Below are 25,432 nucleotides of genomic sequence, written 5' to 3' on the forward strand. Positions count from 1 at the left end.
TCCTACTCCGGCCGTACGACCATCGCCGACCCCCCGCCCCTGCGCACCTTCTCCGCAGCGGCGAGCCACTTGCCGTCCGGCAGACGCTGAACGCCGGTGGCCGCCCCGATCTCGGGGTTCTGCTTGAAGGAGTGGCCGATCGACTCGAGCTCGGGCCGCAGCGGGCTGTCCCACAGCCCCGGCTCGAGCTCGGTCTGGGCGGCGTTCCGCTGGCTCGCGCGCGGCGCGGCGATCGCGTCGACCAGCGGAAGCCCCCGGTCGACAAAGCCCGTCAGGGTCTGCAGGACGGTGGTGACGATCGTCGCGCCGCCCGGCGACCCGAGCGCGACCACGGGCTTCCCGTGCCGGTCGAGGACGATCGTCGGCGAGATCGACGACCGGGGCCGCTTGCCGGGACCCGGCAGGTTCGGGTCGTGCACGGAAGGACTGGCGGGCGCGAAGGAGAAGTCGGTCAGTTCGTTGTTGAGCAGGAAGCCACGCCCCGGCACGGTGATCCCGCTGCCGCCCGTCGACTCGATGGTCAGGGTGTAGGCGACGACGTTGCCCCACTTGTCGGCGGCCGTGAGGTGCGTCGTGTTCTCGCCCTCGTACGTCGTCGGGGCGGCCTTGTCACCGGACCCGCACGCCGCCGGATCGCGCGGATCGCCCGGCGCGAGCGGGCTCTTCAGGACCGCGTCGTCGCGGATCAGGCACTCCCGCGAGTCGGCGAACCGCTGCGAGAGCAGTTCCTTCGTCGGTACGTCCTCGAACGCGGGGTCGCCGACCCAGCGCCCCCGGTCGGCGAAGGCGATGCGGCTCGCCTCGATGTAGCGGTGCAGATACTTCGCCTTCGAGGCCTTGGACAGGTCGGTGCGCTCCAGGATGTTCAGCGCCTCGCCGACGGTCGTCCCGCCGGACGAGGACGGCGCCATCGAGTAGACGTCGAGCCCGCGGTAGGACGTCTTCGTCGGGGCCTGGCCCTTCACTGCGTACGCCTTCAGATCCGCGGCGGAGAGATCGCCGGGTCTGGCGACCCGCCCCGACGCCGGGTCGACGGGCGGCTTGTTCACCGTGCGGACGACGTCCTTGCCGATGCCGCCCCGGTACAGCGCCCCGACGCCCTCGCGCCCCAGCTCTTCGTACGTACGCGCAAGATCGGGGTTCTTGAACGTCGAGCCGACGACCGGCAGCTCACCGCCCGGCAGGAAAAGCTTCGCCGTGTCGGGGAAGTCCTTGAACCGCTTCTGGTTCGACTCGGTCTGCGCGCGGAAGGTCGGGTCGACCGTGAAGCCGTCGCGCGCCAGGCGCTCGGCGGGCTTCAGGAGCGTGCCGAGGCGTCTGCTGCCCCACCGGTCTAGGGCCGACTGCCAGGTGGCGGGGGTGCCGGGGGTGCCGACGCCCAGGCCGCTGGTGACGGCGTCCTCGAAGGGGATCGGTTTGCCGTTCTCGAGGAAGAGTCCGGAGTCGGCGGTCTTCGGGGCCGTCTCTCGGCCGTCGATGGTGCTCACCTTGCGGGTCTTCGCGTCGTAGTGGACGAAGTAGCCGCCGCCCCCCACGCCCGCCGAGTACGGCTCGGTGACGCCGAGCGCCGCCGCCGTGGCGACCGCCGCGTCCACCGCGTTGCCGCCCTTCTTCAGGACCTCGATCCCGGCGGCGGAAGCGTCCGGGTCGACGCTGGAGACGGCGCCGCCGTATCCGACGGCCACCGGCACCTTCCCCGTGGCCGGAGCAGGGCTTTCAGCTGAGCGCGGAGACGAAGGGGGCGTGGCGGCACCGACCGACACCAAAACCCCTCCGACCGCCAATAGCGTCAGATTCCGTACGACAGCACGACGCATTCGTACCTCCAGTCAACAGCCGTCTGCGCAGCGTAACTTCGACTCCCCCACCACGTCAGGACCCCCTCGAACACGGGTCCGGGAGCCCGCTAGCATGCGCCCCCATGACCGAAGACGTGCGCAATATCGCCCTCGGCCTGATCGCGGCCGGCCTCTGTGCCGTGCTGGGCTGGCTCGCCCGTTCCTACCTGTGGCGGCGCAAGCTCCGCCGCAAGCAGGCCTTCTTCGGGCTGCCCGACAACTCCGAGTCGCTGCTCGTGGTGAACCGCGACGGGGGCGGTCCCGATCTCACCGTCGTACGCCATGACGTGTTCGCGCTCCTCGAACTCGCCGCGCTGATCAAGGACTGCGGGGCGCACGCCCAGCTCGTCGCGCACGACGCCGCACAGCAGAGCTTCGGCGAGCGCACCGAGTTCTGCGTCGGCGCCCCGGCCGCGAACCGCCGCATGGCCGCGCACATGCACTCCCTGCTGCCCGGCGTCCGCGTCAACACCGACCCGGAGCCCGGCCCGGACCGCGGCGCCTTCCAGATCGGCAGCGAGCGCTACCGCATGGAGGGCGGCACCACGGAGTACGTGATCCTCGCGCGGCTCACGGCCGGGCAGGGCCAGGAGGCGAGACCCGTGTTCCTCTTCTGCGGCCAGCGGGCGATCACCAACCAGGCGGCGACCCGCTATCTCGCCCGCCACCACGAGAAGCTGGCCCGCAAGCACGGCGGCAACACGTTCGTGCTGCTCCTGAAGGTCGTCAATTCCCAGGCGTACGGCGCCGATGTCGTCGAGCTGGTCGCGGACGTGACCCGCGCCGCGCAGGCCCCGGCGCCCGCGGTGGCTCCGCCGCGCAATTCACATCGCGCCAAGTAGCGGTCTCCGGGCGCTTCTGTGACCTAGGCGGCAATTCCGGGCAAGAGGCAACCGATCAGGACCTTCGTCCCTCTCTCCGTGCAGTCCACATTCGCACGGAGGTACGTTCCCTTGCTGCCCTTGAGCTCGTCGAACCGTCGACGCCCGATACGCCCCCGCCACGCCGCGGGCCTCGTGGCGCTGACCGCCGCCCTGACCGCCTGTTCGGGCGGCGGCTCCGCGGCCGGGGCCGCGGACCTTGCGGCGGACAAGCCGGACATATCGGTGAACCTGCGGGGCGAGCAGGCCAAGGCGGGCTCCCCGGTGAAGGTGAAGCTCGCCGAAGGCAAACTGAAGCAGGTGACGGTCACCGGCACCGAGGGCGCGAAGCTCACCGGCAAGGTCTCGGCGAACGGCACCACCTGGACCTCGGACCGCAAGGCGGCGCCCGGCACCGCGTACCAGGTCGAGGCGGTCACGGACGAGGGCGGCAGCGCGCGGGCGTCCTTCAAGACGGCCGCCCCGGACCAGGTGAACAAGCTGACCCTGACGCCCGGCAAGGACACCACGGTGGGCGTCGCCCAGCCCCTGTCGGTCGTCTTCGACCACCCGGTGAAGAACAAGGCCGAGGTCGAGAAGCACCTGAAGGTGACCACCTCGAACGGCACCGAGGGCTCCTGGGGCTGGATCCAGAACTACGACGGCAAGGACCGCGTCGACTGGCGCCCCAAGGACTACTGGAAGTCCGGCACCAAGGTGAAGCTCGACGCGCGGCTCAACGGCATCGACTCCGGCACGGACGGCGGCTGGTTCGTCCGCGACTACGCCACCGGCTTCACCGTCGGCAAGAGCCAGAAGGTCAAGGTCGACCTCGACAGCAAGCAGGCGACGCTCGTACGCGACGGACAGTCCGTCAAGACGGTCCCGATGTCGGCGGGCACCCCCGGCGGCGAGAAGGCGTCCTGGGGCGGCACGTCCGTACTGATGGCCAAGGAGGGCACGATCAACATGCGCTCCGAGACGGTGGGCCTCGGCGACGCCTACGACAAGATGGTCGACAACTCGATGCGCCTTACCTGGTCGGGCATGTACGCCCACGCGGCCCCTTGGAACGCCGCGTACTTCGGCAACACCAACCACAGCTCGGGCTGCATCGGCATGAGCGACGGCGACGCCTCCTGGCTCTACGGACAGGTCCAGGTCGGCGACCCCTTCGAGGTCTCCGGCAGCGGCTCGAAGGGCGTCCCGGACCCGGGCAACGGCTATGGCGAGTGGAACCTCTCCTGGGCCGACTGGCAGACGAAGAGCGCGCTGAGCTAGCGGACAGCGCTGGAGGTACATCACTCAACAATCGTTACCGGGGCGTAACTTACCGACGGGTTACCCCCGGTAAAGCCTCGCGGTTACCGTCGGGTCACTTTGCTTGAACGAGTAAGGAGTGACCCGTGGGACTTCCGCGCAAGACCCTGCGTACGACCACCGTGGGCGCCGTCTCCGCGACCCTCGTCGCCGGTGCCGCGCTCGGCCTCGCCCCGGCGGCCCAGGCGGCCCCCGCGACCGCCCCGGCGGCGAGCTCCACCGACGTGCGCTTCGTCGACATACCCGGCGACGGCGGCACGATCCTCAAGGCCAACGTCTTCACCCCCAAGGGCGCGAAGAGCGGCGACAAGTACCCCGCGATCGTGCTGCCCACCAGCTGGGCCATGCCGCAGATCGAGTACGTCGCGCAGGCCCAGAAGCTCGCGAACTCCGGCTATGTGGTGGTCAGTTACAACTCGCGCGGCTTCTGGCAGTCCGGCGGCGAGATCGAGACCGGAGGCCCCGAGGACATCGCGGACGCCTCCAAGGTCATCGACTGGACGCTCGCGAACACCCCTGCCGACCCGGAGAAGATCGGCATGGGCGGCGTCTCGTACGGCGCGGGCATCAGCCTGCTCGCCGCGGGGCACGACAAGCGGATCAAGGCCGTCGCCGCGCTCAGCGGCTGGGGCGACCTGATCGAGTCGATCTACAGCGGCCGCACCCAGCACGCCCAAGCCGCCGGGCTGCTCGGCGGCGCCGGCGTCCTGACGGGCCGTCCGAGCCCCGAACTACAGCAGACCCTCAAGGACTTCCTCGCGTCCAACCTGGACAAGGAGGACGAGATGATCGCGTGGGGCGCGAAACGCTCCCCCGCGACCTACACTGACCAGATCAACAGGAACGGCGCGGCCGTCATGCTGGGCAACGCCTGGGGCGACACGATCTTCCCGCCCAACCAATACGCCAAGTTCTACGAGCAGTTGACCGGCCCCAAGCGCCTCGAATTCCGCCCTGGCGACCACGCGACGGCCGAACTGACCGGCCTGTTCGGACTGCCCAACGACACCTGGACCTCCACCCAGCGCTGGTTCGACCGCTACCTCAAGGGCGAGAAGAACGGCATCGACACCGAAGCGCCCGTCCAGCTCAAGTCCCGCTCCACCGGCGGCTATGAGGGATACCCCGACTGGAAGTCGGTCGGCGCGACGAAGAAGAAGATCGACCTCGGCGGTTCCACGACCATCCGCACGAACGTCGACTCGGGCGCCAACGGCGGCATCGTGCTGCTCTCCAACGCCCTCGACCAGTTCCTCAAGATCCCGCCGATGGCCTCGATGCCGCTGCTCCCGCGCCGTTACGCGGGCGTCTGGCAGTCCGAGAGGTACGAGGCGCCGCAGCGCGTGCGCGGGACGGCGAAGCTGCACACCACGCTCACCAGCACCAAGGAGAGCGGCACCCTCGTCGCGTACCTGTACGACGTGGGCCCGCTCGGCCTCGGAAAGCTGGTCAGCAACGCGCCGTACACCTTCCACGGCAAGACGCCCGGCAAGCCGTTCGGCGTGGACCTGGAGCTGTTCTCCACGGCCTACGACGTACCGGCGGGACACAAGCTCGCCCTGGTCGTCGACACGGTCGACCCGCTCTATATCGAGCACAACCCGTCCGGCGCGCAGCTGACCTTCTCCTCACCGGCGTCCGACCCGTCATACGTGTCGGTGCCGCTGCGCGAGCAGTGATCTCCGGCTGCTGCCGGCTGGGCTCTGGCTCCTTTAGCTACTGCGGACCCGGCAGCAGCGTCCCTGGTTCGGCCGGTGCCACTTCCACGGCCTCGGTCTTGGGATTGCGCCGCTGACGCTTGGACACCCACTGGGCGAACCACGAAAGCAGCATGCACATCCCGATGTAGATCGGTGAGATCACCAGCACCACGGGGATGAAAGGTAGATCGTAGTCGAGGTTCGAGGCGATCAGCTTCCCGGCATGGAGGAACTCCTCATAGGTGATCAGATAACCGAGCGAGGTGTCCTTCAGGGCCACCACCAACTGGCTGATGATGGCGGGCAGCATGGCGAGCACCGAGCCGTTGTAGAGCGTCAGTCCGGTGACCAGCGCGAGCAGCGGCTGCACCTTCAGCGCCACGAAGGCGAAGAAGATCACGACAAGGACCGGCATCGCGCGGAAGAACTCCACGATCAGCGTGGCCACCCGGCGCACCGGGTGGTCCTCGTACTCGAAGGGCATCCACTTCGTCTCGGTGAACTGGTCGGTGTCGAAGAGCAGATGGAGGATCCAGCCGACCAGGGCGAGGAGCGCCGGCGTGGAGAGCAGACCGTAGAGCTTGTGCCTGCGCTCGGTGTTGGGCCCCGGTACGTCGTAGAGGGCGGTCGATTCGTGGGAGAGGGCTTTCATCGGGCGACTCCCCAGCGCTTCTCGAGGATGTTGAAGACGGCGCTGATGGCGAGGGTGATGATCAGGTAGCCGACGGCGATCCAGATGAACGTCCAGATGATGCTGTAGCCGAGTTCGCCGAGTGTCTTGTACGTGCCGAGCAGCTCGGTGACGCTGAACGCGCCCGCGATGGCCGAGTTCTTGGCGAGCGCGATGAGGGTGGAGCCGACCGGCGGGATGACCGACCGGAACGCCTGCGGGAGCACCACCACGGAGAGCGCGAGGACGGCGAACACCCCGAAGGGCAGCACGAGTCCGAAGTGCGGCAGGCCGAGCAGCACCGCGAAGAAGAGCAGGGTGAGCGGGGTGTTGCGCAGGACCGTCACCCACGCCGTGCCGAAGGCCCGGAACGAGCCGACCGGGGTCTGTCAGCGTGTCCACGGCGCCTCCTCAGCTCGCCGGGTAGCGGTCGATGGGGGGCGGCTTCGGCGCCGGGACTCCGGAGAGGCCGAGCGTGGCGTCGTAGGCCTGCTTCCAGTCGCCGTTCTTCTCGCGGGCCGCGATGGCGTCGTCGATGGCGAACCGCAGGGTGTTGTCCTTGTGGGTCAGCAGGTTGTCGACGCAGACCGAGTACGTGTCGTACGCGACGAGCGTCGCCTTCGGGTAGTCCTGCTGGATGCGCTGGTAGGGGGTCGACCCCGCCGCCGAGCAGACCCGCTTGCCGTCCAGGTCCTGCGGCCCGTTGATGTCGTCCTCGTCGGAGCGCACGAGCAAACCCTGGCCCGCCATGTAGTAGGGGCCGGCGAAGCCGACGAGCTTCTTGCGGAGGTCGTTGATGGTGTAGGTGCCGACGTAGTAGTCGATCTGGCCGTTCTGCAGGGCGGTTTCGCGGTTCGCCGACGCGATCGTCCTGAACCGGATCGACTTCGGGTCGAAGCCGAGCGAGGCCGAGATCATCTTGGCGATCTCGATGTCGAAGCCCGAGTAGACGCCGGTCGCGGGGTTCTTCTCGCCGGGGAACGGCTGGTCCTCCTTGGCCCCGACGACGAGGTGGCCGCGCCGCTTCGCCTTCTCCCAGGTGCTGGAGCCCGGCAGCGTAAAACCGGTCGCCACCTGGTACTTGGGCAGCTCGTCGGGTTGCGGCCCCTTCACCGGCGGGCTGCCTTCCTTGCCCCAGGCGGTGGCGGTGACGGCGCAGGCGGCGAGGACGAGAGCCGCGAGCAGACGTGTCGTACGCATCATGGCTGTCCCCCCGTCAGTGCTTGAGGATCTTGGAGAGGAAGTCCTTGGCCCGGTCGCTCTCCGGGTTGTTGAAGAAGTCCTCGGGCGCCCGGTCCTCGACGATGCGGCCGTCGGCCATGAAGACGACGCGGTTGGCGGCCGAGCGGGCGAAGCCCATCTCGGGGTCGAGGGCGGACGTCGGCTCGTCGAAGAGCATCACCTTCGGGTCCATGGCGAGCGCGCGTGCGATGGCCACGCGCTGCTGCTGGCCGCCGGAGAGCTGGGCGGGGAACTTGGCGGCCTGTGAGGCGAGGCCCACGCGTTCGAGGAGATCGCGGGCGCGCTTCTCGGCGTCCTCCTTCTTGCGGCGGCGCACCTTGATCTGCGCGATGGAGACGTTCTGCAGCACGGTCTTGTGCGCGAAGAGGTTGAAGGACTGGAAGACCATGCCCACCTCCGCGCGGAGCATGGCCAGGGCCTTGCCCTCTTCGGGCAGTGGCTGCCCGTCCAGTGCGATGGCCCCGGACTGGATCGTCTCCAGTCGGCTGATCGCCCGGCACAGCGTTGATTTGCCCGACCCTGACGGGCCGATGACGACGACCACCTCCCCCTTGCCGACGGTGAGATCGATGTCCTGAAGGACATGCAACTCCCCGTAGTACTTGTTCACATCACGCAGCTCAATCAGCGGATCGACGGCCATGCCTGCCCTGCCCACTCTCAGCGGTGTGTCTGTCCGCGCAAACTATCCATGCGAAAACGGGACTTAACGGACGACACGCACTCATCGGCATTAACCGTATTTGCAGGTACTTCATCCCGCAGTCGGGCCCTCGAAGCCTCCGGGCTACGTCTCCGACGCCTCCGCGTAGACCTGGGACAGCTCCGGGGCGCCGTGCACCGCCCAGTCGAGCCCGGCCTCCACCACCTGGATCTCGCGCCCCGACGCGAGCCGTACGACGGGGCTGCCGCCGGGCCAGACGTGCCAGGTGGCGCCGGGCACCGTACGGACGATGACCGAACCCAGATACAGGCCCGCGTCGTTACCAAGCCACGGCAGCAGCTCCGGATCGTCGCGCCAGCGCGGGAGCAGTTGGTCGAGCGCGCCCAACGAGGCCGGAGTGTCGTCGAGTTCGAGGCCGGCGGTGGCGGCCTGGGAGCGCAGCAGCTCACATTCGGAGAGGAGTTCGGCCACCCCTTGGGGGTCGTCCTCGAACGCCGCGGCGAGACCCGGCTCCGGCTCCGCCGCGTGTCGCTTGCGCCACCGGTCAAGGAACGGGATGAAAGGGATGTTCATACCACCCAGCGTGGCATTCGCATCGCCTGTCGCACCACAGGCGCGCTCATCACCGTGTCCTCTCGGCGAGTTCGGGTCTTGTTCACGCGCGACTCATTGACGCGCCTCCGCCGCCTCCTTAGCTTCATGGCGCACCTTTCATCGCGTCACATCACGTCAGTTATCCGTCAAGGGGAGGGTCCGTCGTGCGCCGACGTACATGGGGAGTGACCGCGGTGCTCGCGGTGCTCACGAGCGTCGTACCAGTGGCGACTGCGCAAGCCGCCCCGCACAGACCCGAGCCGCTCCCCCTGGAGCGGCTCTTCGACAACAGGGCGATCAGCGACGACGCGCGGCCCGGCGACGCGGACTTCGACGGTTCGGGGGGCTCGCTGTCGGCGCGCGATCTGACGGCGGCGGGCTGGACGCCGGGGCGTTCGCTCGCCGTGGACGGGGCGCGGCTTACCTGGCCGCGTACGGAGGCGGGTGAGGCCGACAACGTCCGCGCGGACGGACAGTCGGTCCGGGTACGCGGGCGTGGTGACGCCCTCGCCTTCCTGGTGGCCGGCACGGGCGGCGAGGCGAGCGGCACGGGGACGGTCCGCTACGGGGACGGCTCGAAGGGCACGTACCGCCTGACCGCGCCCGACTGGCGCGTGGGTCCGCTCGCCACGAAGTCCGTCGCGCTGCCGCATGTGAACACGCCCGGCGGCCAACTCGCCGAGAAGGCACGGCTGTACGTCGTGACCGTGCCCGTGGCGCGCGGGCGCGAGGTCGCTTCGGTGACCCTGCCGAAGGACCCGGGCGCACCCGATCTGCATGTCTTCTCACTCTCTGTACGGCAGCCGGCCAAGGGGTGGACGGGCAGCTGGTCGGCATCGACGGCCGGGTACACGGCGGTGGGGCCGTGGGCCGACCGGACGGTGCGGCTCGTCGTCCACACGAGCACCGGCGGCCCCCGCGTGCGCATCCGGCTCGACAACACCTTCGCGTCGGCGCCAGTACGGATCGGCAGCGCGACGGTGGCGGTGCAGGAGTCCGGTGCGGGGGCGCGCGGTGAGCCGGTGCCGCTGTCCTTCCGGGGCGCCGCGGGCACCCAAATCCCGGCGGGCGCCCAGGCGTTCAGCGATCCTCTCGACTTCGACGTCCCCGCGGACACCAATCTCCTGGTGAGCTTCCACCTCCCGGAGACGGTGACGACCGCGCCCGTGCACAGCCAGGCCATTCAGCGCTCGTACGTGAGCGGCCTGGGCGACCACGCGGCGGACGGCTCACCGGCGGCGTACACGTCGACGATCTCCACGTGGCCGCTGCTCACCGGCGTCGACGTGAGCGGTGGGCCCGGGTCGGTCGTCCTGCTCGGCGACTCCATCACGGACGGCGTGAAGTCCACGCAGGACGCGAATCACCGGTGGCCCAACGTCCTGGCCACCCGGCTGCTCCAGCAGGACACGGTCCCGCAGTTCGGGGTGCTCAACCATGGGATCTCCGCGAACCGTGTCGTCGCCGACCGCTATCCCGGTGACGGTGTCTCGACGGACACCGGCGGCGTGAGCGCGCTGCACCGGCTCGACCGCGACGTGTTCGCCCAGACGTCCGCCCGTACGGTTGTGGTCTTCGAGGGCGTCAACGACGTCCGCTGGGGCACCAAGGCGGACCAAGTGACCGCCGGGCTGCGGGAGATCGCCGAGCGGGCGCGGGCGCGAGGGCTGCGGGTCGTGGCGGCGACCATCGCGCCGTGCGAGGGCGAGTCGCTCTGCACGGCGGCGGCCGACGCGGAGCGGGTGGCGGTGAACGCGTACATCCGCTGGGGCGGGGACTTCGACGCGGTGCTCGACTTCGACGCGGTGCTTCGGGATCCGGGGCATCCCTCGCGGATCCTTCCCGCGTACGACAGCGGGGATCATCTGCATCCCGGCGATGCGGGTCTCGCGGCGATCGCGGAGTCGGTGGATCTGCAGAAGCTGGTGCCGTAACCCGAGGGCGAACCTTCCCTGGGCCCGGTTCTACCGGGCCCAGGGGCCGGGCTAGAGCTCCAGGTCCACCACGACCGGCGCATGATCCGACGCGCCCTTGCCCTTGCGCTCCTCGCGGTCCACGTACGAATCCGTCACGGCCTTCGTGAACGCCTCGTTGCCGTAGACCAGGTCGATCCGCATCCCCTTGTTCTTGGGGAAGCCCAGCTCGCGGTAGTCCCAGAACGTGAACGGGTGCGCGTACTTCAGCGGCCGGGGCACGACGTCGGAGAGCCCCGCCTCCCGCAGTGCCGCGAGAGCCGCGCGCTCGGCGGGGGTGACGTGGGTGGCGCCTTCAAAGAGGGCGGGGTCCCAGACGTCCTCGTCGGTCGGCGCCACGTTGAAGTCCCCCAGGACCGCGAAGGGCCGCTCCCCCGCCGCGTCCGCCGCCGCCGCGGCCTTCAGAGCCGCCAGCCACTCCAGCTTGTACGCGTAGTGCGCGTGCTCCACCTCACGGCCGTTCGGCACGTACACCGACCAGATCCGGGCGGGGCCGCACGTCGCGGAGATCGCCCGCGGCTCCTGTGCCCCCTCGTAGTCGGGCCCGCCGGTCAGGCCGAGCGTCACGTCGTCGAGGCCGACGCGGGAGACCAGCGCCACGCCGTTCCACCGCCCCGTCGCGTTCACCGCCGACTCGTAGCCGAGCTCGCGCAGCTCGTCGGCGGGGAAGCCCTCCGCGGTGGTCTTGGTCTCCTGGATGCACAGCACATCCGTACCGCTGCTCTCCAGCCAGGCGAGGAGCCTCGGGAGGCGAGCGGTGATCGAGTTCACGTTCCAGGTGGCAATGCGCATGTCTCACAACCTACCGGGCGGGTCTGACAGTCACAGGTCGGCCGACTCGCCGGGTGTGAGGCGCAGGTGCTCGGCTCCGCCCAGGGCCCCGATCTGGGAGTCGTAGATCGGCCGGGCCAGGTCCGTGAGCAGGGCGTCGTGGATGTCGTAGGCGCGCAGCGGCTTGACCTCGCGGACGTAGTCGATGACCTCGGAGATCTTGTTCCAGGGGGCCATCACCGGCAGCATCAGCGTGTCCACCGGCTGCTCGGGGACGGTCAGCGCGTCGCCCGGGTGGAAGACCGAACCGTCCACCAGATAGCCGACGTTGGTGATCCGCGGGATGTCCGGGTGGATCACGGCGTGCAGCTCGCCGTGCACCTGCACGTCGAACCCGGCGGCGCTGAAGGTGTCCCCGTGCCCCACGACATGCACCCGCCCCGGGAAGGCGGCCGAGATCTTCTCCGCGACGGAGCGCAGGGTCCAGATCTCGGCGGCCGGGTTGGCCTCCATGCCCGCGCGCAGCCGGTCCTCGTTGAAGTGGTCGATGTGCTCGTGCGTGACGAGGATCGCCTCGGCGCCGACCGCGGCGTCCTCCTCGCTGAAGGTTCCGGGGTCGATGACGAGACTCCGCCCGTCCCGCTCGAGGCGGACACAGGCGTGTGTCTTCTTCGTGAGCTTGATGCGCTTCGCGGCAGTCGTCATACCCCCATCCTGCTACGCGTCACTCCTGGGGCGTGGTTTCCTCGCGGATCACGGCCTGGGCGACCTTGAACGCCGAGTTCGCCGCGGGTACGCCGCAGTAGACGGCGGCCTGCAGCAGCACTTCCTTGATCTCCAGCGGGGTGAGGCCGTTGCGCAGCGCCGCGCGGATGTGGAAGCCCAGTTCGTCGAGGTGACCGCCGGCGACGAGCGCGGTGAGGGTGACGCAGCTGCGGGAGCGCCGGTCGAGCCCCGGGCGGTTCCAGACCTCGCCCCAGGCGTAGCGCGTGATGAGCTCCTGGAAGTCCCCGGAGAAGTCGTCGGCGGCGGCCAGGGCACGGTCGACGTGCGCGTCGCCGAGCACCTCGCGGCGGACCTTGAGCCCCGCGTCGTACGGATCGGGACGGCCGCCGCCCACGGCTTCGGGCTGCGCCATGGGCCCGATCTCGGCGACGGGCGTCACGGGCGGCGGGGCGAGCACCGGCTTGACCGGGGGCGCGCTGATCGCCGCGTGGGTGCCGGTCGCGTCGGCCGTGGCCGGCCAGGCGGTGGAGAAGTGCCGTACGAGAAGGTCGGTGACGGCCGCGGGCTGCTCGACGGGGGCGAGGTGCGATGCACCCGGCACGACGGCGAGGCGGGCGTCCGGTATCCCGGCGACGAGGGTACGGGCCTCACCGGGCCCGGTCACCTGGTCCTCGGACCCCACGAGCACGAGCGTGGGCACCCCGATCCGCCCCAGCTCGGCCCGCACGTCGAAGGCGGCGAGCGCCTCGCAGGCGGCTATGTAGCAGCCGGGGTCGGTGGTCCGCACCATCTGTACGGCCCAGTCGGTGATCGCGGGCTGCGCGGCGGCGAAGCCCGGCGTGAACCAGCGGTCGGGGGAGGTGCGCGCGATGGGGTCGAGCCCGTTGCTCCGCACGATGACACCACGCTGGCGGAACTCGTCGGCGCTGCCGAACCGCGGCGATGCGGATATCAGCGCGAGGGAGGCCACGCGCTGCGGGTGGCGCAGCGCCAGTTCGGCACCGATGGCACCACCGAAGGCGCAGCCCGCGTACCCGAAGCGGTGCACTCCGACCTCGTCGAGCGTGGCGAGGAGCCGCTGGGCGAGCTCGCTCACGGAGCCCGCGGGGTGCGCGGGCGCACCGCCGTGTCCGGGCATGTCGAAGCGGAACACCCGCCAGTGCTTGACCAGCTCGGGCACCTGCCGGTCCCACATGTGCCATGTGGTACCCAGTGAGGGACCGAGGATCAGGACAGGAGCGTCTTCTGGCCCGTCAAAGCGGTATTGCAGGGTGTTCATCGGTGTCTCACTCACTCGCCTGACCCTCTCATCTGTCACGGACGCCCCTATAACAGGGGGTCGCTGGATACCGTTTTGACCAGGTTGAATACCTCGCGGGCGGCATATCGCTTGAGGCACCTGATGATTTCACGACGGGTCTTGCCCTCCCGTGTGCGGCGTTCGTAGTACGCCTGCGTGCGCGGGTCGTGGCGCAGCCTAGTGAACACGATGCGGTGCAGGGCGGCGTTCGCCTTCCGGTCGCCGCCGTGGTTGAGCCGGCGCGAGCTCCGGCGGCCCGAGGAGTACTCGACGGGGCTGACTCCGCACAGGGCGGCGAACGATGCCTCGGTGTGCACGCGCTCGGGATTGTCCCCCATGGTGATCAGGAGCGTGACGGCACTGTCCGGACCGATACCCACCGGTGCGAGCAGCTGCGGGGCGTGACCTTCGACGAGCCGGGTCAGGCGCTGATTGAGGTCATCGATCTGCCCGGTGAGGTGTTCGATGCGCTGAGCTAGCATGCTCAAGCTGATCCGGGTGGCCTGGGCCACGCCGTCCCCGTCATCCCCCTGATCCAGGCTGAGGCGGGCGCAGGTGCGGAACAGCTCCCGGTTGCCCAGGCAGGACAGTCGTTCCCGCAGGGCCGGGTCGGCTATGAACCACGACGGCCTTGAGCTGGTTGATCGTCTGGGTGCGGGCCCTGACTGCGGAGTCCTTGGCAATCCTGAAGAGCCGGGCGCTCTGCACCGGACCGTCGCCGGTCTTGGCGCGGGCCCTGGCGCGACCGCTGAGCACGGCCCGCGCGGCGGCCTGCGCGTCGAGCGGGTCCGGCTTCCCCAGCAGACGGCGGGCCGAGCGGTCGGGCCGGTTCACCTCGAACACCACGACCTGCTCCGCCAGCAGATAGCGCGACAGCCCCGCTCCGAAGGTGCCGGTGCCCTCCACCCCGGCCCGCCGCACCGTCCCCCGCTTGCGGGCCCAGGCGAGGAGCCGACGGTATCCGACCGCTGTGGCCGGAAAGGACTTGGCGCCCAGGACCTGGCCCAACGGACAGACCAGCACGGCGACATGAACCTCGCCGTGCGTGTCCACCCCCAGGACGGCCTCGCCCCGAGCGGGCGGTCCTGTGCTGGTGGAAGAGGTGCTGCGCTGTCTGGTCGTCATGATGGTCCGCCTCCCGCGTCGTGATTGCTGGGTGGCTGGCACCGGCCTGGCCGGGTGGTCTGAACCGTGATGGCGCCTGAAAGACGGCAAGGCCCCTATGGGGACGCACCCTGTGGCTCGGTGACAGCAAACGCCATCCCGCAACGGCAGCCGACAGGTCCGTGACAAGACACTTCGGTCAAAGATGTCATGAGTCAGACCCCCGCCCGGAACGGTGCCACGTAACCGTCCCACTACACCCAGGACAACCGCCTGCCCCGACCGCTCCCGGGAGACTTCGTCCGAACCGGTACTGAACCTACTCTGGACGGGATAACGGTAAGTTCACTCCTCGCCCGCCCGTGACCGGCATTGACGGACAGCCGAGCGGCGCGCCACACCGGCTGTTGCGATGCCCCTTCCGTAAATGACGCCCCGATATTCCGGCCGCCGCATGAGTCGGGCGACCCGCTTACGGTTCACCACCGGGCCCGTCTGGCGAACCCTGAAGCCCGCTTCAGCAGGCCCGGAGATCAGGACTGAGATGCGGCAACCTCCTCCCATGCGCCTACTGATGATCGAGCACGATCGCAAACTGCTCGGCATGCTCCTGAAGGGACTGACCGACGCGGGCTTCGACGTCGACTGGGCGAGCGACGGGCCTACCGGTCTGCCCCGGGCACTGTCACGCACGTACGACGTGATCCTGCTCGATGCGGCGCTGCCGGGCCTTACGGGTCCGGCCGTCTGCGCCCGGCTGCGTGAGGCCGGGATCCGCACCCCGATCCTGATGCTCACCGCCGAGGAGAGGAAGAACGACCCGGCCGAGGGCCGGGGGAAGGGCGCCGACGCCTGTCTGGCCAAGCCGGTCACCTTCCTGACGCTCACCGCTCGCCTGCGGGACCTGGCCCGCCGCGCCGGACGACCCACCCCCACGGGCCTGAACGTGGGTGACCTGCGTATCGACTTGAGCGCACGGCGCTGCTGGCGCGGGCGCAGGGAAGTCCAGCTCACCGTACGGCAGTTCGCGGTCCTCGCCTGCTTGGCCGAACGCGCGGGCCAAGTGGTCACCAGGGCCGAGATCCTGGACCACGTCTGGGGCGCGCACTACAAGGGAGCCCCGAACGTCGTGGACATCTACATCAGCGCACTGCGCCACAAGATCGACGTACCGTTCGGCCGCCGCAGTCTCCGTACGGTCCGCACTGCCGGTTACCGGCTCTGCGCCGATGACGGGTAAAGCGCTGACCGTTGACCGACGGGCAGCGCTGGATGCGGTGGGCGTGGCCGGTGGCGATGGCCAGGCCGGAGCCGCTGCCCTTGCCGCGTTCGGGGGTGCCGGTGCGGAAGGGGCGGGGCCTTCGTTAAGGAGGTCGGCGGGGTAGCCGGGAGCACCCAAAACACGCGCACGACCAGCTACCGAGCACCGGCCCCACCGCTGCGCCGGGCCGGCTCCCGCTCGGCGGCGGGCAGCCGCAGGACGAGGCGGGCACCGTGCAGCGGGCCGACGGGGGCTTCGGCGGTGAGGGTGCCGCCGTGGGCCGTGGCGATCGCGCGGGCAATGGCCAGGCCGAGGCCGGTGCCGCCGTCGTGGCGGGTGCGGGCCTCGTCGAGGCGGGTGAAGCGGTCGAAGACACGCTCGCGGTCGTCGGCGGGGATGCCCGGGCCGTCGTCGGCCACTTCGACACTCACCTGACCTGTGTCGTCGTGGAGTTGGGCACATACGCGAACCGTTGTCACAGCGTGCCGTCGGGCGTTGTCCACCAGGTTGGACAGCAGCCGGTTCAGATGGGCCCGGTCGCCGCGCACCATGACGGGCCGGGAGGGCAGCTCCAGGGTCAACGGCAGGGCGTTGCTGGGGCGTTGGGCCTGGTTGCGGACCAGGTCGAGCAGGTCGACGTGGCTTTCGTGGGCCGGTTCGTGGGCGTCGAGCCGGGCCAGGAGCAGCAGGTCGCTCACCATGTCCTGGAGCTGCTGGGTGTCTTCGAGCGCTTCGGTGGCGACCTGGGGCCAGTCGGCGCCTTCGGGGCGGACGAGGGCGAGTTCGAGGCGGGTCCGCAGCGTGGTGAGGGGGCTGCGCAGTTCGTGGGAGACGTCGGCGGTGAAGGTCTGGAGGCGGGTCACCGCGCGTTCCAGGCGGTCCAAGGTGGCGTTGAGGGTGGTGGCCAGGCGGGAGATCTCATCACCGGCTGCCGGTACCGGGAGGCGGCGGTGCAGGTCGGTGGCGGTGATCTCGGCGGCTTCCCGCCGCACGGCCTCCACGGGCCGCAGGGCGCGGCCCGTCGCCCGCCAGGTGAGCAGCGCGCCGAGGAGGACGATCAGCAGTACGCCGGGGACCAGCAGGGCGGCCATGGTGCGCCAGGCGGCTTCGGCCTTGTCGAAGTCGACCTGGGCGGTGACGCGATAGCGGCCGTCGCCGGAGACGGCTTCGGCCACCTCGACGGATTTCGGCAGCGATGACGGGGCCTCGGAGGGGGCGCGGGAGGCATCGGGTCCTGACGTCGCGGGAGCCGGCACCGTCGGCGAAGGCGCGGGTTCCGGAGGCGAGGCTGTCGGTTCCGGTGTGACGGCGGGATCCAGCTTGGCCAGTTGCTCCTTGGTCAGCACGTCGTCGCCGTCGATGTAGTAGGAGGCGCCGTTGTCCCCGGTCTGCGCCTGGTCGAGGAGTTCCACGGCGGTGTGCGCCTGCTGCTGGGCCGCCTGCCGGGCGATGCCCCACAGGTCCCCGCGGACGACCCCAAGGACGACACCGGCGCCGGCGGTCATGGCCACGGCCAGAACGGCGGCGACCGCCATGGTGATGCGGGCCCGGACCGTGCGCGGCCGCGGCAGCCTGCGGCGGGGCTCAGGCATCGGGAGTGAGGCGGTAGCCGGCGCCGCGGACGGTACGGATGCTGCGGCGGGAGAAGGGGGTGTCGATCTTGCGGCGCAGTGCGCTGACGTACACCTCGACGATGTTCAGGTCGCCGTCGTAGTGCTCGTCCCACACGCGGTGCGCGATGTCGCTCTTGGTGACCACCTCGCCGGCGCGTTCGGCCAGGCACGCGAGCACCGCGAACTCCTTCGCGGTCAACTCGATGTCCACCTGTCCGCGCTTGCAGCGCATCGTCACCGGTTCGACCGTCAGGTCACCGATCTCCAGCACAGCGGTGGCCGGGCGGGCGGCACGGCGGTGCAGGGCCTCGATGCGGGCGGTGAGGACCACGAAGGAGAACGGCTTGGTGAGGTAGTCGTCCGCGCCGGTCCGCAGCCCTTCGGCGATGTCGTACTCGCCGTCCTTGGCGGTGAGCATCAGCACCGGGGTCGTGCTGCCCGCGGCGCGCAGCCGCGCGCACAGCGCGAAGCCGTTGAGGCCCGGGAGCATCACGTCCAGGATGATCACGTCGTACGGATGGTCCATGGCGTGCCGCAGTCCTTCGGAGCCGTCGGCGACCCAGTCGACGCCGTGGCCCTCGTCGCCCAGGCCCCGGCACAGCAGCCCGGCCAGGCGTACATCGTCTTCCACCAGCAGCAACCTCATGCGGGTCAGCCTGCCTCACCCGGCGTCTGGGGGCGCGCGTTCCTGAAGCGTGCCTCAGGTCTTCAGCGTGGTCTCAGGCATCGCAGGTCACGGTGGTGCCCAACGTCACCGCGTCCGATGCGGTGACCTGACGGGAAGGACGTCCCAGTGCGTCAGCCCAAGATCACCAAGCGTCTCGTCATCATCGGGGCCACCGCGCTGCTCGCCGGCGGTGCGGCCATCGGCACCGCCAACGCGACCGGTTCCAACAGCTCCCAGGGCGGCGAGGCCGAGTCCTTCGTCGTGGATCAGAACACCGTCAAGGACCACCTGGCCAAGACGGACGAGGCCAAGGCCGCCAAGAGCCAGGACTCCAAGCACGGCGAGGAGTGCGTCGAATGGCGCCCCGACCTCCCCAAGGACACCATCTGTGTCCTGCCCGCACCCATCGATGTCCTGCCCGCGCCCATCGATGTCCTGCCCGCGCCCATTGATTCCAGCCAGGGCACTCCCGCCAAGAAGGCCGGCAAGCAGGACTCGAGCAATCTCCCGGCGTGGGTCGACGTGACCTACGGCGAGGCGGACAAGCAGGCTCAGAAGAATTAGCCAGCCACCTCACTGCCTCACGTGGCGAGCGTCCATGTGGTCTGTGGGACGCGTGGGCCGGATCGCCAGCATGCTCGGCATGGCCGATCCGGCCCGCTTGGGACCGGGGCGCGCCGACCGGGATCCCCGCGACGCTCGCTCACAACTGACGTTTCCCCAAGTCAGAGCCTCACAGAGATCGAACGGGCAGTCGACCGTTACCTCAGTGTGACCAAACCGCCCGGCGCGTGTGACGCCACTGCCATCCAGGCGCCGGGCGCGCCGGTGACAGTGAGTACCTCCGGCCGACCCCGACGGGCGAAGCCCGAGCCGAGACATCCGCGAGATCTGCGAGATCCGGAGGAATCCCAGGGGTCCAGGGGGCGCTCGACGACAGCGAGGACAACAATGCGTACGACCCTGAGCCGCTCCGCAGGAGTGGGAGTACTGATCGCCGGCGCCCTGGCGGCCGGCGGGTGCGACGTCGGCGCCGCATCCGCGGCCAAGAATCAAGGCCGCTCCGCGGCCGGCAGCTCCGCGCCGGCGTTGCCCGAGCGCTTCGAACGGCAGCGCATCGCCTGGACGCCCTGCGGCGCGGATGTCGCCGAGCAACCCGTGCCAGGCGCCCAGTGCGGCTGGGTGGAAGTGCCCGTCGACTACGCGGCCCCCGACAAGGGCACGGTCAAGTTGCGCGTGTCCCGCGCGAAGGCCACCGACCACGACCGACGGCTCGGCTCGCTGCTCTACAACCCGGGCGGACCGGGCGCCGGTGGCGCGGCCGACGTGGCCGACGGCAACTGGCAAGCCGGAGAACGTGCCAGAGCCCGGTACGACCTGGTGGGGTTCGACCCACGCGGCATAGGCGGCTCGGCACCGATCACCTGCCCGGACGAGAACTCCCTGACCGATCACGGCCTGGACAACTCGCCGCGCGGCAAGGCCGAGGCGGAGGAAACCTATGCGGCCGCCGCCGAGCGGGCCAAGGCATGCCGGAAGGCGAGCGGTCCCGTCTTCGACCACATGGACAGCGTCAGCGTCGCCCGTGACCTCGACATCCTGCGCGCCGTGCTGGGCGACAAAAGGCTCAACTACAGCGGCACCTCCTACGGGACCTTCATCGGCCAGCAGTACATGAAGCTGTTCCCCACGAAGGTGGGCCGCATGGTCCTCGACGGCGTCGTCGACCCGGCGGCGGACATGCGCCAGGTCACCGACCTCGACGTGAAAAGCGCCGAGGACCGGCTGCTGCGCTTCGCCGAAGCATGCGCCGCACGCAGCGCATGCCCGCTGGGAGAGACAGGCGGTGCAGTGGTGGACCGCATCAACACGTTCGTCCGGCAACTCGACGAGCGGCCCCTCGCAGGGCCCGACGACGAGGAGTTGACCGCCGACACCGCCGCGCATCTCCTCACGGAACAACTCGCCGATGAGGAGTACTGGCCAAGCCTGGCCGACGCCCTCGAATCCGCCATGCTGGGCGACGCGACTCCCCTCATGCGCCCGGAACCGGCCGACGAGGAGTCCACGAAGGAGGAGGACGAGCGCAAGCAGGCCCAGGAAGCTCTCGCCCAGTCGGCGGTCTTGTGCCTGGACACCCGGGGTGCACCCCGCACTCCGCAGGCAATGCTCGACACCGCCGCCGAACTCGCCGAGCGCTCCCCGGTGTTCGGCCGCGTCAACGCCTGGACGATGCTCGACTGCGGTACCTGGCCGGTGCCGCCCAAGGGCGACGTCGAGCCGATCAAGGCGCCCGGCGCGGCTCCCGTACTCCTCGTCTCCTACACAGACGACGCGGCGACCCCCCTGAGCAACGCCCAAGCGGTCCAAGCCCAGTTGGAGCGCGGCTCGCTACTGATCCGCGAGGGCACCGGTCACGGCGCCTACGCTTCCGACTCCGCCTGCACCGACCGCTCGGTCGACGCCTACCTGGTCAACGGCACCCTGCCAACGAAGAAGGCCACCTGCGCGAGCTGAGCCGACACCCTGTAGACACCCCTTCCCGGAGACCCCCCAGCGCCAGGGCCCGGGAAGGGGTTCGCGGTCTCGGTCCACAAATGCGCAGCCGGAGGGACGGCGCCCCCTGAAGCACACCACCAGCCCCTTGCCGAGCCGCGCTGAAGCAGAACCTCACGACGTACGAGCACAACCCCAGCACCTACGCAGCCAGGGGACCTCCATCACACAGCCCTTATGAGCGGAGTCCTGGGTGCAACTGTATGACCAGGTGGAAGACCTCTCGGGCCGCCTCAGGGCGACGACACGGGTCTGCGGGGCAGACGGCGTACTGGGCAGGGTCGAACTGGACATGCCCGTTCCCCTTCCGGTCCGACTGCGCGTCGCGTTGCCGGTACCGGGCCGCGTCAGACGGTCAGAATCGTGAGAACGCCACAACAATCGGCAGGCCCCTATCGGGACGCGCCCCACCGGCCCGGCACCGACGACGCACCGTCCCCGGCCGACAGCCGACACTGGGTGACACAGACACTCCGGTCAGGCGAGTCATGAGTCAGGCCCCGGGCCCGGGACAGCACCCACCCATCCTCCCCGCCCGTCACGGCGCCCCCCCTGGGAACTCGGAACATTGCCCGTCCCTGCTCATGGAACATCCCGCATCTGATGCCGGCCGGCCACATCGGATCGCGAGAGCCGCCATCGTGTTCAGCCAGGATTCACCGACGTCCTGACGCTGCGACCGGCGTAGAACCGGCAAGCCGCTTCCCTCCCTTCGGAATGCCCTGTACGGCCAGCCGGGTTCCCCTGACCCCACGGCGACGAGACGGTGCCCACGGTCTCCGTGGCCGGACACACGCTGACCAACCCCAGCCTCCGCCAAGTCCTCGACCTCGTACGGCAGCATGCCCCAGAGCTGCTGCCCGACCTCAATACGGTCCCCGCCCGGCGCCGGCTGTGGCCCTGGCAGCGGACCGCATCCCCGTCCTCGCGCGACATCAGGAGTTCTTGTGTCCGATCCCGACCGCCACTTCGATGACCTGCGGGCCCTGTTCATCAACGCGACCCTCAAACCGTCGCCCGAGCAGAGCCACACCCAGGGCCTGATCGACATCTCCCGGAAGGTCATGGAGCAGCAGGGCGTACGGGTCGACGAGATCCGCGCCGTAGACCACGACCTCGCCCCCGGCGTCTACCCGGACATGACCGAACACGGGGCCGCGAGCGACGAGTGGCCGGTCCTCTACAGCCGGGTGATGGACGCGGACATCCTGGTCCTTGCCGGGCCGATCTGGCTCGGGGACAACAGCTCGGTGATGAAGCAGGTCATCGAGCGGCTCTACTCCTGCTCCGGCCTCCTCAACGACCAGGGCCAGTACGCCTATTACGGACGGGTCGGCGGATGCCTGATCACCGGCAACGAGGACGGCGCCAAACACTGCGCCATGAACGTCCTGTACTCGCTCCAGCACCTGGGGTACGCCATCCCGCCGCAGGCCGATGCCGCCTGGGTCGGCGAGGCCGGTCCCGGACCGTCCTATCTGGACCCCGGCTCGGGCGGTCCGGAGAACGACTTCACCAACCGCAATACGACGTTCATGACCTGGAACCTCCTGCACCTGGCCCGGCTGCTCAAGGACGCGGGCGGGTTCCCCGCGTACGGCAATCAGCGCTCCCAGTGGGACGCGGGCTGCCGCTTCGACTTCCCCAACCCTGACTACCGCTGACCGCGGTGAATTGCTGGGCTGCACATGGTGGGCCGTCCGGGCCGAACGTCGCCACCCACCCAGCCCCTATGAGCAGGGTCCTGGCTGAGCTCGATCATCTGCCAATCCCGGAACGCCACGGGCGCCGTTCCTCTGGCCCCTCCTACGACCACGGCGAATGCGTGTGGCAGGAGCCCGCCCAACTGCTGTTCCAACGGCGCATCTGCGGCGAGGACCGGGCATTCACCGAGGTCGGCCTGCACGGATCGTTCTGGCGACTGCCCGGCTGAAGTCCGGATCCGCGTTCCCTAGATGTGCGGCTGCAGGTGGTGCATGAGCGAGACGGGGGGTGGCACGCCTCGGCGGTGTGCCTGCAGGTGTGCCTGCAGGCGGGCGGACGATCGCCTTCACCGCGCTTGTCGGGGCGGTGCCCGCTGACACGGCAGCGCAGCAGACGTGCAGGGCGGCCGACCGCCACCGGATGGTGGGCTCGCTGGACCGGGCGAAGAAGCTGTACGAGTCGGTGAAGGTGGCCGACGCCGAGCAGAGCTGTGCCGTGGAGGGCCTGGCGCTCGTGGCCGATGCGCGCCGAAAGGCGGCCAAGTTCGTCACCGCCAGGCAGCTGGCGCCCTCGCACGGGCCCGCCCGCTCAGCACGGCTCGCGTCGCGTTCTGCGCATCGAGCCACCCCGGCCCGCCTCACCACACTCAACTTCCTGGCCCACTTCAGCAGATCCCGGTGTCCAGCCGCGGTGGCCGGGAACTCGTCGGTGGCCAGCACCTTCCCCATCACGGCCTGGCGCCCGCAAGGCTCCGGGAGGCAGAACCCGGCATACGGGCCGACCCGTCCGTCTTTACGGCCGTGACCTGCGGGTTCCTGGGTGAGAGGCTCTGGACGGCGCGACGTGCGATCGCTCAGGTTGCTGCTGCCCGCTGGGCGCGGGCCGTGTTGCTGAGGAGCGGGCGTACGGCCAGGCAGACCTCGACCAGCCGCTCCACCTGCGCGTCGGTGAGACCGGCGTGCAGCGATACGCGCATCGTCGCTCGTCGCCGTGAGGTGGCCGGCGGGCCGAACGGCGACGGGAACACCCCGCGGGACATCATCGCGTCGCGCAGTTTGATGGCCTGCAGCTCAGTTCCGGCCTCCAGCGGGAGGATCTGTGTCTGCGAGCCGTGCAGATCGATCCCGCCGGCCGTCAGCTCCCGCCGCACCCACTCCGTGACCTGGTGCAGCCGCTCGCGCCGCCACCCGTCCTCCCGAACGGCGTGCAGCGCGGCCTGCAGGCCGGCCAGATCGTGTGGCAGCAGGGTGGAGCTGAATACCGCTGGATACGACTCGTGCTTGAAGTAGTCGACGAAGTCGGGGTCACAGCAGGTGATCAGTCCAGCCCGGCCGGCGAACGCCTTCGACAGGCTCACGGTGCGGAAGTGCACCGCGTCCTGCAGGCCGAGCGCCGCGACGATGCCCTCGCCCCGCTCCCCGTGCACACCCAGCGAGTGCGACTCGTCGACGACCAGCACGCAGCGGTTCTCCGCGGCGATGGCGGCGATCTCCGCCATCGGGGCGAGGCTGCCGTCCGACGAGTACACGCCGTCGACGGCGATGATGCCGGGACCGTGGTCGGCGATGCGCCGGCGCAGGTGGGCGAGGTCGTTGTGGCGGAACAGCCGGGTCTTGGCCCGGGCTGCGTGGGCTCCCTCCCACAGGGACATGTGCGCGAGGACATCGATGTAGATCGGTGTCGACGGGTCGGCGATGGCCTGCAGAAGGCCGGTGTTGGCGGCCCAGCCGGACTGGCAGAGGATGCCGGCCGGGGCACCCATGTGCGCGGCCAGCTCCTGCTCCAAGGACAGCTGCGGATGGTCGCCGAAGAGGAGGAGGCCGGACATCAGGGTGCTGGTGCCCGCGGCGTCGAGCCGTTCGGTCATGGCCTCGATGATGCGGCGGTCGCGAGCCAGGTGCAGGTAGTCGTTGTTGTCGACGATCACGGCGTCCGGTCCGGGGGGACGACCCCAGAAGAGGTGGTCCCCGCCCCAGTCCTTGGGGACCCGGATGCGGATGAAACGGTCTACGCGGTAGCGCGACTGGGGTGGAATAGGGATGACCATGCCGAGGGGGTGCCCATCCCAGAGTCAGGCATTCCGGATGAGGAGCAGGCCACTCCGATGGTGTGCACAGGTATACCGCGCGCCCTGCAAACCACCCGCGCGGGGCGCGTTCGGACGCTGGCGCACGGGCATGCCTTCCCCCGGCCGGGTGGGAATCCGCCCCGTCCCGGGTTCTGAGGAGGGCGCATGACGGAAGCAACCACGGAGACCATCGACATCCTCGACCGCAAGCTGGAACGGGCCTTCGAGCTGATGGATTCGGACGCCAACGGCGAGCTGGTCGAGGGCGATCTGCTGGTCCTCGCCGACCGGCTGGCGGCGGCCTTCGAGAGAGGGGACGACCCCCGCCGCAAGGAACGGCTGCGCAACGCATTGCACCGGATCTGGCAGGACCATCTCGTAGGCATGGACGATGACGGCAACGGCTATGTGGACGTAGCCGAGTTCACCCGCGGCTTCCGGGCGGCCGCGAGTGACAACCGGGGGAAGTTCCTTGCCGATCTGGGCGAGGTCGTCGCCGCTTGGATGAATCTCGTCGACGTCAACGGCAACGGGCAGATCGACGTTGACGAGTATCGGCTCATGTACGAGTCGGCCTTCGGGATCACGCCCGAGGACCTGGAGTACGGCTTCCGACAGCTGGACCGCGACGACAGCGGAGAGCTGGACGAGCAGGAGCTGCGGCAGGCCACCGAGGAGTACTACACGAGCAGCAACCCTGACTCACCCGGAAACTGGCTCTTCGGGCCCCTCTGAGCCCCTCCTCAGGGCTCAGGCCCCCGTCCGGGGCGTCCCAGAAGGCGGTCCCCCCGACCTCAAGGC

24 protein-coding genes and 1 pseudogene are annotated in these 25,432 nt (G+C 69.7%); 11 read left to right on the forward strand and 14 right to left on the reverse strand.

Annotated features, from left to right (window positions below):
* Nucleotides 1-2 precede the first annotated feature (2 nt).
* Nucleotides 3-1,817, reverse strand: coding sequence for a gamma-glutamyltransferase (gene ggt, locus AB0G47_RS05925; RefSeq protein WP_360764482.1), 1,815 nt, complete (start codon nt 1,815-1,817; stop codon nt 3-5).
* A gap of 104 nt (nt 1,818-1,921) precedes the next feature.
* On the opposite strand from ggt, the gene AB0G47_RS05930 reads away from it, so the two are divergent.
* From AB0G47_RS05930 to AB0G47_RS05940, 3 genes are all read left to right on the forward strand, one after another.
* Nucleotides 1,922-2,680: a hypothetical protein gene (locus AB0G47_RS05930; protein WP_360764484.1), complete on the forward strand. Its 759-nt coding sequence runs from the start codon at nt 1,922-1,924 to the stop codon at nt 2,678-2,680.
* 147 nt (nt 2,681-2,827) lie between these two features.
* Nucleotides 2,828-3,979: an Ig-like domain-containing protein gene (locus AB0G47_RS05935; RefSeq protein WP_360765127.1), complete on the forward strand. Its 1,152-nt coding sequence runs from the start codon at nt 2,828-2,830 to the stop codon at nt 3,977-3,979.
* Nucleotides 3,980-4,104: 125 nt separating this feature from the next.
* Nucleotides 4,105-5,697: a CocE/NonD family hydrolase gene (locus AB0G47_RS05940; protein ID WP_360764485.1), complete on the forward strand. Its 1,593-nt coding sequence runs from the start codon at nt 4,105-4,107 to the stop codon at nt 5,695-5,697.
* A gap of 37 nt (nt 5,698-5,734) precedes the next feature.
* On the opposite strand, the gene AB0G47_RS05945 is transcribed toward AB0G47_RS05940, so the two are convergent.
* The 5 genes and pseudogenes from AB0G47_RS05945 to AB0G47_RS05965 all read right to left on the reverse strand — a co-directional run bounded on the left by AB0G47_RS05945 (nt 5,735) and on the right by AB0G47_RS05965 (nt 8,867).
* A complete protein-coding gene (locus AB0G47_RS05945) occupies nt 5,735-6,370 on the reverse strand; it encodes an amino acid ABC transporter permease (RefSeq protein ID WP_360764487.1) in 636 nt (211 codons plus the stop codon).
* Nucleotides 6,367-6,771, reverse strand: a pseudogene (locus tag AB0G47_RS05950) (amino acid ABC transporter permease); the annotation flags it as partial. The gene AB0G47_RS05945 and the pseudogene AB0G47_RS05950, both read right to left, overlap by 4 nt.
* Before the next feature lie 28 nt (nt 6,772-6,799).
* Nucleotides 6,800-7,588 carry a transporter substrate-binding domain-containing protein gene (locus tag AB0G47_RS05955; protein WP_360764489.1) on the reverse strand — a complete coding sequence of 263 codons (789 nt, stop codon included), beginning with the start codon at nt 7,586-7,588 and terminating at the stop codon, nt 6,800-6,802.
* 16 nt (nt 7,589-7,604) lie between these two features.
* Nucleotides 7,605-8,273 carry an amino acid ABC transporter ATP-binding protein gene (locus AB0G47_RS05960; protein WP_360764491.1) on the reverse strand — a complete coding sequence of 223 codons (669 nt, stop codon included), beginning with the start codon at nt 8,271-8,273 and terminating at the stop codon, nt 7,605-7,607.
* 144 nt (nt 8,274-8,417) lie between these two features.
* The gene (locus AB0G47_RS05965) at nt 8,418-8,867 is read right to left on the reverse strand and encodes a DUF6278 family protein (RefSeq protein ID WP_360764494.1); all 450 of its coding nucleotides are present in this window, start codon (nt 8,865-8,867) and stop codon (nt 8,418-8,420) included.
* 185 nt (nt 8,868-9,052) lie between these two features.
* Between AB0G47_RS05965 and AB0G47_RS05970 the strand changes: the two genes are divergently transcribed.
* Nucleotides 9,053-10,822 (forward strand): SGNH/GDSL hydrolase family protein, encoded by a 1,770-nt coding sequence (locus AB0G47_RS05970; protein ID WP_360764496.1) that lies wholly within the window; start codon nt 9,053-9,055, stop codon nt 10,820-10,822.
* A 51-nt stretch (nt 10,823-10,873) separates the two neighbouring features.
* On the opposite strand, the gene AB0G47_RS05975 is transcribed toward AB0G47_RS05970, so the two are convergent.
* The 5 genes from AB0G47_RS05975 to AB0G47_RS05995 are packed head-to-tail and all read right to left on the reverse strand — an operon-like array spanning nt 10,874 to nt 14,783.
* Nucleotides 10,874-11,653 (reverse strand): exodeoxyribonuclease III, encoded by a 780-nt coding sequence (locus AB0G47_RS05975; RefSeq protein ID WP_360764498.1) that lies wholly within the window; start codon nt 11,651-11,653, stop codon nt 10,874-10,876.
* 30 nt (nt 11,654-11,683) lie between these two features.
* Nucleotides 11,684-12,316 (reverse strand): MBL fold metallo-hydrolase, encoded by a 633-nt coding sequence (locus AB0G47_RS05980; RefSeq protein WP_360765130.1) that lies wholly within the window; start codon nt 12,314-12,316, stop codon nt 11,684-11,686.
* A gap of 40 nt (nt 12,317-12,356) precedes the next feature.
* On the reverse strand, nt 12,357-13,652 hold the full coding sequence (pcaC, locus tag AB0G47_RS05985) for a 4-carboxymuconolactone decarboxylase (RefSeq protein ID WP_360764500.1): 1,296 nt from the start codon (nt 13,650-13,652) through the stop codon (nt 12,357-12,359).
* 32 nt (nt 13,653-13,684) lie between these two features.
* Nucleotides 13,685-14,170 carry a transposase gene (locus tag AB0G47_RS05990; RefSeq protein WP_360764502.1) on the reverse strand — a complete coding sequence of 162 codons (486 nt, stop codon included), beginning with the start codon at nt 14,168-14,170 and terminating at the stop codon, nt 13,685-13,687.
* A gap of 10 nt (nt 14,171-14,180) precedes the next feature.
* Nucleotides 14,181-14,783 (reverse strand): transposase, encoded by a 603-nt coding sequence (locus tag AB0G47_RS05995; protein WP_360764504.1) that lies wholly within the window; start codon nt 14,781-14,783, stop codon nt 14,181-14,183.
* 541 nt (nt 14,784-15,324) lie between these two features.
* Between AB0G47_RS05995 and AB0G47_RS06000 the strand changes: the two genes are divergently transcribed.
* Nucleotides 15,325-16,002, forward strand: a complete 678-nt coding sequence (locus AB0G47_RS06000; protein ID WP_360764506.1) for a response regulator transcription factor — start codon at nt 15,325-15,327, stop codon at nt 16,000-16,002.
* 176 nt (nt 16,003-16,178) lie between these two features.
* Here AB0G47_RS06000 and AB0G47_RS06005 read toward each other — a convergent pair whose 3' ends face one another.
* Both AB0G47_RS06005 and AB0G47_RS06010 read right to left on the reverse strand, forming a co-directional pair.
* The gene (locus AB0G47_RS06005; protein WP_360764508.1) at nt 16,179-17,615 is read right to left on the reverse strand and encodes an ATP-binding protein; all 1,437 of its coding nucleotides are present in this window, start codon (nt 17,613-17,615) and stop codon (nt 16,179-16,181) included.
* The gene (locus AB0G47_RS06010) at nt 17,608-18,282 is read right to left on the reverse strand and encodes a response regulator transcription factor (protein WP_360764510.1); all 675 of its coding nucleotides are present in this window, start codon (nt 18,280-18,282) and stop codon (nt 17,608-17,610) included. The genes AB0G47_RS06005 and AB0G47_RS06010 overlap by 8 nt, the downstream gene beginning before the upstream one ends.
* Before the next feature lie 147 nt (nt 18,283-18,429).
* Between AB0G47_RS06010 and AB0G47_RS06015 the strand changes: the two genes are divergently transcribed.
* The 5 genes from AB0G47_RS06015 to AB0G47_RS06035 all read left to right on the forward strand — a co-directional run bounded on the left by AB0G47_RS06015 (nt 18,430) and on the right by AB0G47_RS06035 (nt 23,367).
* Nucleotides 18,430-18,867, forward strand: coding sequence for a hypothetical protein (locus AB0G47_RS06015; RefSeq protein ID WP_360764511.1), 438 nt, complete (start codon nt 18,430-18,432; stop codon nt 18,865-18,867).
* 387 nt (nt 18,868-19,254) lie between these two features.
* On the forward strand, nt 19,255-20,820 hold the full coding sequence (locus AB0G47_RS06020) for an alpha/beta hydrolase (RefSeq protein WP_360764513.1): 1,566 nt from the start codon (nt 19,255-19,257) through the stop codon (nt 20,818-20,820).
* Between the two features lie 986 nt (nt 20,821-21,806).
* Nucleotides 21,807-22,523, forward strand: coding sequence for a flavodoxin family protein (locus AB0G47_RS06025; protein ID WP_360764514.1), 717 nt, complete (start codon nt 21,807-21,809; stop codon nt 22,521-22,523).
* A 68-nt stretch (nt 22,524-22,591) separates the two neighbouring features.
* Nucleotides 22,592-22,792 carry a hypothetical protein gene (locus AB0G47_RS06030; protein WP_360764516.1) on the forward strand — a complete coding sequence of 67 codons (201 nt, stop codon included), beginning with the start codon at nt 22,592-22,594 and terminating at the stop codon, nt 22,790-22,792.
* Nucleotides 22,793-22,881: 89 nt separating this feature from the next.
* Complete coding sequence (locus AB0G47_RS06035; RefSeq protein WP_360764517.1) at nt 22,882-23,367, forward strand: hypothetical protein; 486 nt, start codon at nt 22,882-22,884, stop codon at nt 23,365-23,367.
* Between the two features lie 49 nt (nt 23,368-23,416).
* Here AB0G47_RS06035 and cqsA read toward each other — a convergent pair whose 3' ends face one another.
* Complete coding sequence (cqsA, locus tag AB0G47_RS06040; RefSeq protein WP_360764519.1) at nt 23,417-24,610, reverse strand: alpha-hydroxyketone-type quorum-sensing autoinducer synthase; 1,194 nt, start codon at nt 24,608-24,610, stop codon at nt 23,417-23,419.
* Nucleotides 24,611-24,796: 186 nt separating this feature from the next.
* Here cqsA and AB0G47_RS06045 point away from each other — a divergent pair, with 186 nt between their 5' ends.
* Nucleotides 24,797-25,366 (forward strand): EF-hand domain-containing protein, encoded by a 570-nt coding sequence (locus AB0G47_RS06045; protein ID WP_360764521.1) that lies wholly within the window; start codon nt 24,797-24,799, stop codon nt 25,364-25,366.
* The last annotated feature ends 66 nt before the right edge of the window (nt 25,367-25,432 follow it).

This window comes from Streptomyces sp. NPDC021622 (assembly GCF_040640795.1).
Lineage (GTDB): Bacteria > Actinomycetota > Actinomycetes > Streptomycetales > Streptomycetaceae > Streptomyces.